The organism is Ruegeria arenilitoris (genome assembly GCF_013030985.1).
Taxonomy (GTDB): domain Bacteria; phylum Pseudomonadota; class Alphaproteobacteria; order Rhodobacterales; family Rhodobacteraceae; genus Ruegeria; species Ruegeria arenilitoris_B.
Map to the genome: position 1 here is coordinate 1 of NZ_WPYP01000015.1, position 11949 is coordinate 11949.

The following is an 11949-nucleotide window of genomic DNA, read 5'->3' on the forward strand; positions in this document are numbered from 1 at the left end:
GCAAACGCCATACTCAGATGGAAAGAATGGAAAGCACGAGAGGAATAACCCGGGCGACAGCCTACCCATCGCTCATATTTCCAAAGGTGTGATGGTTGCTCTTGTCCTTTGGTCGCTGCTTTTCCTATTGAACGCCAATGGCTTGCCGACCACCTTCATCATCTTCAGGTCGTTCGTATTTGCGATATCCACCTACGCAACCGCTTTCATCGCCTGCGTTATCAGCTTCTTCTCGCGGTCCTTCGAAGCCTACGCGGCCAGGGTGCAGGGGCGTCTGTTTGGCTGGCAAGCGGGCTGGACCACCTTCTATTGGGTCTGGTGGATCGCGTTCTGCCCCGCGCCGTCCTGTTTTGCCTGGATAGCCATGCTGGGCGGTACTGCGGCTGATCTGGAAGTTGCCGGCACGACGAGCATGCTGAGTTACACGCGCAGACCGCTGAATAAACCCCGGCCAATCAATAAACGCACGCCACCCAATTCCGGGCGGCGTGTTACTATCTAATTACCAAGCCGACAGTTCAATGAAATCGACGTTTCTTTGTCGCTTGCTGGCCAACACTGTCGCGAACCGGCAAGCCGTAGTAGAATGATCGCTCTACCCATTTTCCATGCTCCATATTCAGAACCAAATAAAAGAAAACCCGGACCGTCAGCTTTCCGAAAAGAGCCTTGCTGCCCGATGCGTTGGCGCATCACGGGTTGCCGGAAATGCTTCGCTGCGAACGCAAAACAAGTACTTTCCCAACCACGAACCGATGGTGATTGGGTCTCTGATACCTTGCGATGCAGCTATTCGGGCTGGGTTTGGCGGAACGAAACACAAGGCGCTGATCAAGTGCCGCAGGTTTTTGTCCGATTGTCGGCTTGGCTGCTTAAAGTTTCGAACTTGGGCTGTTTGCTTCGCAACCCTCGTACGGCCTGTCGCGAAAAAAAATCGATCCAACAGACGGCTTCCGACCACAAGGCCCGCGATTGCCGCGCATTGCCCCAATCTCGAATGCCGAAGTCCTCTCGGTATCTTTGTTCGTTTGCATGAGAGGTCGACAGAACCCGCCCGTGCGACCGGACCGCAACCTGCAACCGACACCACCATGCGATGCCGCTGATCTGCCGGGACAGGCAATCGCAACTTAGGAGTACTGGAATATGTTTGAAAACAAATGCGCGCTGGTAACTGGCGCAGCTGGCGGTATCGGGCGGGTCATCGCAGACAAGCTCAGAGCCAGCGGTGCAAAAGTTGCCGTCGCCGATCGCACGACGGACGGCATCGAGGCCGATGCACATCTGCCCGGCGATCTGCTTGAACCGACCTACAGCGATCAACTGGCTGCGGCGGCGCAAAAGGCACTGGGTGGTTTGGATATTGTCATCAACAATGCCGGTGTCATCACCCGCGGTCCGGTCACGGAAACCAGCGACGCCGATTGGGCCTTGTCCATGGGCGTGAATGTCGAGGCCCCCTTTCGGATCTGCCGCGCTGCGATCCCTCTGATGGCCGAAACCGGTGGCGGGACTATCGTCAACACGTCATCCTGCTGGGGCGGAAAGGCCCCCGGCCCGAACCATGCCCTGTATTGCATGACCAAGGCCGCGATTGCGTCGCTGACCGAATGTATGGGCATGGATCACGCACATCAGGGCATCAGGATCAACGCGGTCTGCCCTAATGAGGTGAACACGCCGATGCTGCGCTCGGGCTTTGCCAAGCGCGGTTTCGATCCGGACAAGGCCGTGGCCGAACTGGGCAATACCGTCCCATTGGGCCGCATCGCCGAACCCGAGGACATCGCCGATGTCGTTCTGTTCCTCGCATCGGATGCGTCGCGCTACATGTGCGGCACGTTGGTCGAAGTCAATGGCGGGAAACCGGTGGCATGAGGCGTTTTGAGGGCAAAGTCGCATTGGTAACCGGAGGTCGATCAGGTATCGGACAAGCCATCGCAGCGCGGTTGGCCGACGAAGGTGCGCGCGTCTTCACGGCCCAACGTGGCGCGGAGGAAAGGTTCGAAGGGATCGCGGCGGATTTCACAGACCCCAACTCTCCGGCGCAGGTGATGACCGAGGTCGTGGACCGTGCGGGGCAACTGGATGTTCTGGTCAACAATGCGGGCATGATGCAAGAGGCTCGCGTCGAAGACATGACCCTGGAAGATTGGCAGAAAAACCTGACTGTCAATCTGACCGCGCCCTTCCTGATGATCCAGGCTGCCCTGCCCCACCTGCGCAAGACGCGGGGCAGTATCGTCAATACCGGCTCGATCGAAGGTTTGGGCAGCAATCCGGGCCACGCGGCCTATTGTGCCTCCAAAGCCGGCTTGCACGGGCTGACACGCGCCGTAGCCGTGGACCACGGGTCGGAAGGCATTCGTTGCAATGCAATCGCCCCGGGCTGGATCGACACCGAGCTAAATCTCGACTTCATCGAGACGATGCCTGATCCCGATGCGTTTCGCCGGGACATCGGAATGATCCATCCGGTCGCGCGTACTGGCAAACCCGAAGAAGTGGCCGCGTTGGTCGCTTTCCTTGCCGCCGAAGAAAGCGGCTTTATCACTGGTCAGGTTTACACCGTCGACGGTGGGCGCATGGCGAAACTGAGTTTGCCGTGAGAAAGTCACGGCGCACCTTTATCGCAGAGTGAAATCTGGACGTTGGCAATCGACCACAGGTGTTGATTTGCCAACGGCCTTAGTTCAATGGGCCAGTGAACCGAGCACCGCCTGGTGAGGCTTCGGTAATTCTTGCGCTGCCACCCCGGTCTCGTCGGGTTTCCGCGCCTAACCGCCTCCCTTAGCCAAGGCTCCGAACCCGCGGCAATCGTCCCGCCATAAAGCTATTTCCCATTTCATGGGCAAAAAAAGCCCGCCCATATTTCGGGCGAGCAAGTCGGGGAGTATTTTTCTTAGTAGGTCTGGTTCAGTTCATCGGCAGCGGGGATTTCCCGCTCGCGCCGGGCGATGTAGTCCAGAAGTTCTTCGTTCTTGGCTTCGTCCAGCTTGGGCTCTTCATATTCGCCAAGCAGTTTCCTGGCATGTTTCAGCGCGCGTTCGGTGATCTCGACGCTGCCTTCCGCCTGCCATTGCTCGATCGAGTTGTTGTCGAACAGTTCAGGCATGAAGAACGCGGTCTGGAAGTTGTCTTGCGTGTGCGGGTGACCCAGATAGTGGCCGCCGGGGCCCACGTCGGGAACAGCTGCCAGCGCCTGATCGAAATCGCCCCATTGCGGGCCTTCGGCCATGCGATAGGCCATTGCGCATTGTTCGGCGTCGACGATGAACTTGGCGACCGAGCAGTGCATCCCGGCCTCGTTCCAACCCGCCGAGTGCCAGATGTAATTCGCACCGGCATGGACAACCGCGCCGAGCGTGGTTGCGGATTCATAGCCCGCCTGGGCGTCAAAGGTCTTGGCCCCGCCCAGCGTGTTCGACGTGCGCCACGGCACATCGTAGAACCGCGCCATCTGGCCGATCATGAAGTTCATCAGGCTGATCTCGGGCGTACCCGCCATAGGCGCGCCCGACTTCATCGACACGGTCGAAAGGTAGTGGCCCCAGATCGCAGGCGCGCCTTTGCGGATCACCTGCGTATAAGCCAACGCCGACAACGCCTCGGCGGTCAGCTGTGCCACGGTGGCCGGAACGGATGCGGGTGTGTTTGCACCGCCCAGAACGAAGGGCGAGCACAGAACCGGCTGGTTGCGGCGGCAGAAGGCGCGCATTGCACCCAGCATGGTTTCATCCCAGACCAGCGGACTGTTGCCGTTACAGTTGCCGGTGGTGACGGGGTGGCTGTCGATGAATTCGTCACCAAACAGAATGGCACACATATCCATCACGTCCTCGGCGTTCTTGGGCGAAGTGGTCATGCCCATGAACATCTTGTCTGAATACTTCATCGATGAATACGTAATGCGCAGGTGCCGCTGGCTGATCGGGTGGTCGTAAGGCTCAACGATATGGTGGGCCGAGCTGTGCAGCGCAGGCATCATGTGGCTGAGCTTGTGGAACATCGCCAGATCTTCCAGCAGCGGGTTACGACGTACATCGTCCAGATCGCGCAGGAACGGCGCGCCGGTCATCGGCACGAACACCGAGTGCTTGCCACCCAGCTTGACGTTATTGTTGGGGTTACGCGCGTGATAGGTGAACTGCGCCGGAATGGTCGATATCAGCTCGCGCACCATGTTGCGATCCAGATAGACCAGCTCTCCAACCACCTTGGCACCGGCTTTCTTCCAGTCTTCCAAGGCGATCGAGTCGCGGAATTGGACGCCGACATTCTCAAGAATGTCCATGGCGGCGTTGTCGATGCGTTCAACCTGGCTGCCATCCATAACCTCGCAATCGGGAATTGCGCGGGTCAGGCCTGGCAACATGTCAAACTTCGGAGCGGTACGGATTGCCCGGCGGGCAGAACGCCCGCCTGAGCGGGAACGAGTGCGGGTTTCAGTGGTCATCGGGATTCTCCTGAATTTTCCTGAAGATCACATTTCCCAACTGTTCCCGCGTGCCATCTTGCGAAGCAAATTTGAAAGATACGACATGTATCCGATGTGTGTACCTTGCCTCAGCCAAAATCCACGCACTAAACACAGAGCCCCTATTTCAGCTTCCTTGACCTGCTCGCGACGCAGCGCTGACAACAATGGTCGGCTGACATGCGGGCGCATGTTGATGCCCGACAAAACCAGAAGCCTGTCGCATTTTTGAACCGAAGAGAAATCTCGGTCTACAACAGACTTTGCCCCATTCGAGCAGGTGGCAAAATCGCCATCTTCGGAATGCAACGACCACTCGCACAAGTTTCTTGTCACTGAGCAGGTTTGCAATTCGCAACGGTTCAACAGCGCAGGAAAATGCAAGGTGAGGAAAAACACGAACTATTGCGACTGGGAGGCTTCTGCCTCGGTCTAAAGGCCGGACCTGGACGGAAGTTGTACGACGAACTCGAAAACTTCTACGCCCGATACCGGCAAACACTGGATAGCTTTGGCACAGATGCACTGCCGGCATCAGTCAGGGTCAGGGGCTTTCAGCATAGGCCGCTGGCAGCAAGAACTGTTCCGACCGAATAGACAGGGGTCTGCGCTCTCCAAACAGCAACCCCTGACAAAACAAGCCTGATTCAGCAAAAGAAACCGAAAGCCGCTTGAGTTTTGCCTTTGTCCAAGAGCTGTTTTTATAGACCGCGTATGCTTGCGGTGAAGGGGGGTTCAGCTCTTGGGGTCCAAAAACTGCTTCCTTGTCGAAAACATCAAGCTGAACAGCCTGACACGGTTCGACCTGCATCTGCTGTGTCCAGTTTCTGGTCCACAAAAATGCCTCCATCATCGAATAATGCGTGGCTTCTTTGAGCAGTCTTTCCGCGACTTTCGGCCCTAAGATATAGGCGGCTGCGCCGCGCTTGTTCTTAAAGATCTTTCGCGAGACAACCTGCAGCGTAGGGTTTTGCCAAACCGGGTTTCGTCCAACCGTGTGTTTGTATTGCGCGTACTCAAGATCGTATAAGTAATTCCACGGCTCTTCGCGACTATCGATGTAGTCGAGAACTGACTTGAAACCGTCAGACAGCAAAACATCGTCTTCCAGTACGCAAACTTTTTCGGTTTGCGCAGCAGCTTTTTTCCAAACAACCCGATGCGAAAATGTGCAAGCGATATCTTGTGCTCTGACTTTTCGGGTCCATTCATTGGCTGCTTTTTGCAGCGTGGCCTCGGACAGGTCGCTAACCGAGACCCCGTCTATGAACTCTATGTCCAATCCGAGCCGCGCAGCTTGGCGCTGCTGAAACTCACGGCGCAGCTTGTTTTGGGGCGGGTTGATCATCATGATTTTCATAGTGGAACCTTTTTTCTTTCAGACCTGGTAGGAATTGGCCCTGAAAGAAGTTCGAGTGATTGCGCCCCGCAGGCGTTTCAACATGGGCTATTGCCGCCTGTGATTATTGGAAGGTACATCGCATGGTGTGCGCTGACCCCTGAGCCTGGACCCAGGCGTATCTGTACGATTGCAATCCAATTGACCTCACTATTCGAGAAAATACTATTGCATTTTTCGTCTGAGCCCGTTGATCCTCGATACGATGATTTTGAGTGCTATTAGTCGAAAGACCAACCTAAATCCACCCCCAAATCAAGGCTACAATAAAGGCGTGTAGATTGATTTCCACCAACGCAGCCAGCGGGTTTCGACAACGTGACTTTCCGTTTTCGAGTGTGTTCCAGCCAAGCCGCTCAGCTTCGCTGATCTGAATGACGTACAGGTGCCACAATAAATAACGACTGCGTTCGACCAAAACCAGCAACAACATACCAAGGTTTGCGATTGCCGATTTCAACGGGCCTATAGCTATGGAAAGAAATGAGCTGACCGAGTGATAGCTCTTTTTTCCATCCAATCTCGAAAGCTTTTCGGAACTGTTTGAAAATGTCGACAATTTCGGAATCCTTGCTCACTGACGGAAACGCTCTTGCCGATATATCGCCCGAGAAGATTACATCAGGATTACAACGCGGCAATAATAGCATCCCTGTTCCTTTTTTCAGAATCTTGGCGATCCATTTCACTAATTGAACGCAAACTAATGGCAGGCGCAGTCGCCTCTTCGTCCAAGGATTTCTGATTGAACGCATGGCTGAATTTCGAAACACGAATAGTTCTGTCGTCATGCGTCGGACATGAATCAGAGCGAACCATCCGCGACTATGCACCTAACGGATCACCAAGCTGCCACGTGTCAGAACGTTCCCAAGAAACGCCGTTCACGACGGGCTCGGGGCGTTTGGCCTACAAGTTGTTCAGTCGCTACAACGCGGCCCCACACCTCATCTGAAGCTTTAGCATCCCTCACAACATGACGGGCTTCCAGCCCCCTGGGCATTCTCGGAACCAGTGATGTGAAAGACAGTTCCAATCCCGATTGTTCCGCAAGAAGCGTGAAAATCATAATCCCAAGCCCCAGATCCTTTGCGCTGCGCGCCCTGATTTCTTTAATGGGCTCTATTTCAACAATTTCGCAGTCGTTTCGTTTTCTGATTAATCGGACGATCTAAAGGGCATTGTCACCATCACCCTTATTCGCCTTGCCATGCACTCTTTCCCTGAACCGCTGAGCAATTATGTACAGGGATGGAATTATGAATATGCCGACGAGGGCCGCCGAGATCATCCCGCCGAAAACCGGCGTGCCAACACCTCGGCGCGCAAGCATCGAGGCGCCGTCGGCCACAACCAGCGGGTAGAGCCCGGCGATGAATGCAAAGCTGGTCATCATCACCGCCCTGAAGCGCGCGCGGGCGCCCTGAATGGCAGCATCCATGGCGCTCAGGCCCTGTTGGTACCGATCCATTGCGAACTCGACGATCAAAATCGCATTCTTCGCAGCAAGCGCAATCAGGACCACCAGGCCGATTTGGGCATAAAGGTTGTTCTGAAGCCCCAACAACAGCAACGCCCCCAAGGCACCGCACACTGCAAAGGTGACCGAGAACAGCACCGCAAGCGGGATCGTCCAACTCTCGTAAAGGGCGACAAGAAAGAGATATGCGAAGAGCAAAGCAAGCCCCAGAACAATGGGCGTTTTTCCGGCGGCCTCGATTTCCTGCTGCGCAGTTCCCGTCCAATCGTAGCTGTACCCTTCTGGCAGGGTCTTGGCCGCGATTTCTTCCATCGCTGCAATGGCTTCTCCTGTAGAGACCCCCGGAGCAGGTCCACCGTTAATGGTCACCGCCTGGAAGTTATTGTAGCGGGTCAGCAATTGCGGACCCAGAACAAGCTCTGTCTTTGCAACGGCGCGCAACGGCACCATCTCACCGTCGCTGTTTCGCACATGAATGCGGGCAATATCTTCGACATTGGCCCGGTATTTCTCATCTGCCTGCAGATTGACCTGCCACGTCCGGCCAAAGAGGTTCATGTCGTTCACATGATAGCCGCCCAACGTGACCTGCATGGCCCGGAACAGGTCGTCGACATTCACGCCCAGCGTTTGCAACCTTTTACGGTCGAGATCGAGGTTCAGTTTCGGGGATTGTGCCGAGAATGTCGTGTAAACGCCGGACAGGCGGGGATCGGCATTGGCGGTTGTGACCAGCCCCGCCGCGGTAGCACCCAGATCCAAAACACTGTCGCCATGCAGATCCAGAAGCTCGAACTCGAACCCGGCACCCGTGCCCAGACCAAGGATTGGCGGTAGATTGAAAGGGAAGGCAATAGCATCTTCCAAACCGGCAAACTCGCGCCGGACATGTTGGATCGAGGACTTGACGGACAAGGCCGGATCCGTCCGGTCTTCGAACGGCTGCATGATAGCGATGCCAAATCCGCTGTTCGATTTGTTCAGGCCATCGACAAAGCTAAAGCCCGTGACCGTCATGACATCCTGCACGCCGGGCGCGGATTTGATGATGGTCGAGACGTCTTCCATAACTTTGGATGTGCGATTGATCGAGGACCCCTCGGGCAGCGCGACCTCAACGAAGTAAGCCCCTTGATCTTCGACCGGTAGGAAACCGGACGGCGCTGTCTTGAACAGCCAGCCCGCACCAAAAAGTGCAAAACCAAGCAACAAAACAGCCAGAATTACCCGACGGGCCAGAATTGAGACTGCATAGGCATAGCCGTCGCGCGCGTTGTCTATTCCGCGAGATAGCCAGGCAAGCGGTCCGCTTTTTGGCGCGCTATCCCGGCGCAACAACACCGCGCACAAAGCCGGGCTAAGTGTCAGGGCGTTCAGCGCTGAAATCAGCATCGAAAAGGAAACTGCCACCGCGAATTGTTGGAACATCGTTCCTGTAATGCCGGGAATGAATGCAACCGGCACAAACACCGAAAGCAGCACACAGGTTATTGCCAGAATGGGGGCTGTAATCTGTTTCATGGCCTCGCCGGTGGCTTCGGCCACGGTCATCTCGGGGTTTTCACCCATGACCTTTTCGACGTTTTCGATCACCACAATCGCATCATCCACGACGATGCCAATCGCAAGCACCAGTGCCAGCAACGAAACGGTGTTGAGTGAGAACCCCAAAGCGAGAATGAACGCCAGCGCACCAATAAGCGAAACCGGAACCGCGATAAGCGGGATTAGCGCCATCCGCAGGTTGCCCAGAAACAAAAAGACCACGATCACCACCAGGGCAAACGCTTGTACCAGAGTTTTCACAACTTCATCGATACTGGCGCGGACGAAGGTCACAGAGTTGTAGGGCACACTCCAGTTAACCCCATCGGGGAAAGCGCTCTGTAATCCTGTCAGCGCCTTTTTTATGGATTCTGACGTGTCCAAGGCATTTGCGCCCGGCTCAAGGTAGACACCGATCATTGCGGCCGGCTTATTGTCAAACGAGGAAAAGGAGTCCCGGGTTTTTGCCCCAAGGTCCACCCGTGCGATGTCACTGATCAAAACAAAAGAGCCGTCTGGAAGTGCCCGCACGACAATCTCTTCGAACTCGGCGACCGTGCTCAACCGACCTTGCGTCTGGATACTCAGCTGAAAGGTCGGGTCATTTGTCATCGGCTGCGCACCGACGCGCCCCACCGCTGCCTGAACGTTTTGCGCATTAAGGGCGGCGATCACATCGTCGACGGTCACCGAAAGACTTGTCATCTTGTCGATGTCGAGCCAGATCCGCATCGAGTAGTCAAGCGCTCCGAACAGCGTCGCATCCCCTACACCGGGTGATCTTTTGATGCTGTCCAGAACGTTGATTGTTGCAAAATTCGACAGAAACAAGTCGTCGTTCTTCGGGTCGTCCGAAGTAATGGCCACGACCTGCAACAGAGCCGAGGACTTCTTTTTGGTGTTGACGCCCGCGCGTGTGACCTCTTCGGGCAATGCGGACATGGCCAGGCTGACACGGTTCTGCACATTGACAGCGTTAATATCAGGGTCCGTTCCAGGCTCGAAAGTAACCTGCAGGTTATAGCTGCCATCCGAACCGCTCGTCGATTTCATATAGAGCATGTCGCTGACCCCGATCACCTGTTCTTCGATGATCTGGGCAACGGTCGACTCGACCACTTCAGCCCCGGCCCCAGGGTAACTGGTAGTAACCTGAACCTGTGGCGGCACGATGTCGGGCAGCTGCTCCACCGGCAGCTGCGTAATGGAGATCAACCCGGCCAGCGTAATCACCACCGAGATGACAATTGCAAATCTGGGGCGGCGGATAAACAGTTGCGAGATCATGGGATCAGTTTCCGCTGGTGGCTGACGGTGTGCTCTGGGGTGTGGAAATACTGACCTCGATGCCCGCATGGACGCGCTGAAGGCCGTCGGTGACAACCTGATCACCTTCGGTCAGACCGCTCGAAATGACGGCTTCGGCTCCTTCGGTCCGTTCCAGTTGAATCGGCTTCTTTTCAACCTTGTCGTCGCTTCCGACCGTGAAGACAAAGTAACCCGACTGATCTTTCTGCAAAGCCTTGGCAGGGATCACCAGCGATTTGTCCTGCGTGGGATCGGTGACAAGAACCCGCACCAGCTGATCATCAATGAGTGATCCATCCGCATTGGGGAAAGACCCCCGGACCAGGACGGTATCCGTGCCCGACTGCACTTGCGTGTCAGTCACTTCAATGCTGCCCGATTCACCATATGTCGTGCCATCGGCAAGGATCAGCTGCAGTTTCAGAGGCTCGGAGTCCGATGCCTTGGCGCGGCGGGCGCGAAATTCAAGCAGTTCGGCTTCGGTTACCGGAAAGGTCACATTGATGGGATCAATGCTGGACAGCGACAACAGGGTTCCACCCTCTGGACTGACGAATGCACCCACGGACAAATCCGTCAGTCCGATCCTGCCATCAAAGGGCGCGGTTATCTTTGTGTAAGACAGATCAAGCTGGGCGTTCTGGAGGCTGCCCTGTAGCTCGAGCACATGTCCGTCCGCCTCACCTTGCTGCGCTTCCGCTTTCTGAACGACCGCCTGCGGCGTGTCGCCTTTGGCGTAGAGCTTTTGCTGTCGATCAAGCTCGATATCGGCAAGTTTCTTTGCCGCTTGTGCCGCCTGGATCTGCCCCTGAATTTCCGTCACCGTCGCCTCGTAGGAATCCGGTTCGATCTCAATCAGGACATCCGCCGCTTTGACAGTCGAGCCATCTTTGAAATTGATGGATTTCACATATCCGGGCACGCGCGCAATCAGATCGACACGGTTCACTGCCACAACCCGGCCAGTGAACACTTCGGTCAACGACACCGGCTTCATTTCCGCCGCTGTCACGGTCACTTTGGGCTTCGGTTGGTTTTCCTGCGCCATGACTATGGAAGGAGACATACCCAAGTGCAGAAACATTGCAGCGACTAGCAACCTTAATAGCAAGGTTCATCCTCCTGAAAAATTTGTAAGTAACTGCGTTGGTGCCAGAGTAACTCAATGCATATGAAAATCCAGAAACTGACTTTGTGTGTCTTGTCCGCGCTTCAACCAAATGAACATTGTTGCAATCAAGGGACACAGCTTTGCCTCGCTCTGCTGTCTTTAATGCCGCGAAGTTGCTGCGTAATCGACGAAGGTCCGGTTCGAAGGGTTGCATCGCAGTGGAGTGGCCGATGAAGTTTGGCCTTTTCTGCACTCTTGGGCATTTGCAGGAAGGGTAATCCTATTGGGATTTATTGACAAAGTAACGATTTTGTCCTATTTGCGTTAAATCCCAAAAGGATTACCAACATGAAGCCCATTCGCAGCACCTCGGATCTTTCGGCATTCCTTCGCATCACCCGGCAGCAAAAGGGTTGGACACAAGCTCAACTTGGGGAACGGGCTGGAGTAGCCGAGAAGCATGTGAACCGCATCGAAAACGGTGCGAATGAACCGCGCATATCAACCGTCATTGCGCTTATGGCTGCGCTGGGGTTTGAACTGACGGCTCAGGATACAGGAGCCGACGCATCGATTGGCCGGTCGGTTGAGGATCTGTTTTGATGGCGCGACCCAGCCAGAAGCGCAGC

Annotated in this window: 9 protein-coding genes; 4 read left to right on the forward strand and 5 right to left on the reverse strand. The window is 55.5% G+C overall.

Annotated features, from left to right (window positions below; genetic code table 11):
* The 3 genes from GOX88_RS21710 to GOX88_RS21720 form a co-directional block, all read left to right on the forward strand.
* A partial coding sequence (locus GOX88_RS21710; protein WP_170407022.1) for a BCCT family transporter occupies positions 1–502 on the forward strand: 502 nt, incomplete at its 5' end.
* 644 nt (positions 503–1146) lie between these two features.
* Positions 1147–1878: an SDR family NAD(P)-dependent oxidoreductase gene (locus GOX88_RS21715; RefSeq protein ID WP_170407026.1), complete on the forward strand. Its 732-nt coding sequence runs from the start codon at positions 1147–1149 to the stop codon at positions 1876–1878.
* Positions 1875–2609, forward strand: a complete 735-nt coding sequence (locus tag GOX88_RS21720) for an SDR family NAD(P)-dependent oxidoreductase (protein WP_170407028.1) — start codon at positions 1875–1877, stop codon at positions 2607–2609. Before GOX88_RS21715 ends, GOX88_RS21720 begins: the two co-directional genes overlap by 4 nt.
* Positions 2610–2902: 293 nt before the next feature.
* On the opposite strand, the gene GOX88_RS21725 is transcribed toward GOX88_RS21720, so the two are convergent.
* The 5 genes from GOX88_RS21725 to GOX88_RS21750 form a co-directional block, all read right to left on the reverse strand.
* Positions 2903–4456 (reverse strand): trimethylamine methyltransferase family protein, encoded by a 1554-nt coding sequence (locus GOX88_RS21725; RefSeq protein WP_170407030.1) that lies wholly within the window; start codon positions 4454–4456, stop codon positions 2903–2905.
* 565 nt (positions 4457–5021) lie between these two features.
* Positions 5022–5837, reverse strand: coding sequence for a glycosyltransferase family 25 protein (locus GOX88_RS21735; protein ID WP_170407036.1), 816 nt, complete (start codon positions 5835–5837; stop codon positions 5022–5024).
* Between the two features lie 395 nt (positions 5838–6232).
* Positions 6233–6667 carry a hypothetical protein gene (locus GOX88_RS21740; protein WP_170407038.1) on the reverse strand — a complete coding sequence of 145 codons (435 nt, stop codon included), beginning with the start codon at positions 6665–6667 and terminating at the stop codon, positions 6233–6235.
* A 380-nt stretch (positions 6668–7047) separates the two neighbouring features.
* Positions 7048–10188 (reverse strand): efflux RND transporter permease subunit, encoded by a 3141-nt coding sequence (locus GOX88_RS21745; protein WP_170407040.1) that lies wholly within the window; start codon positions 10186–10188, stop codon positions 7048–7050.
* A 4-nt stretch (positions 10189–10192) separates the two neighbouring features.
* Positions 10193–11275, reverse strand: coding sequence for an efflux RND transporter periplasmic adaptor subunit (locus tag GOX88_RS21750; RefSeq protein WP_170407043.1), 1083 nt, complete (start codon positions 11273–11275; stop codon positions 10193–10195).
* 393 nt (positions 11276–11668) lie between these two features.
* Here GOX88_RS21750 and GOX88_RS21755 point away from each other — a divergent pair, with 393 nt between their 5' ends.
* Positions 11669–11923, forward strand: a complete 255-nt coding sequence (locus GOX88_RS21755) for a helix-turn-helix domain-containing protein (RefSeq protein ID WP_170407046.1) — start codon at positions 11669–11671, stop codon at positions 11921–11923.
* Positions 11924–11949: the final 26 nt, after the last annotated feature.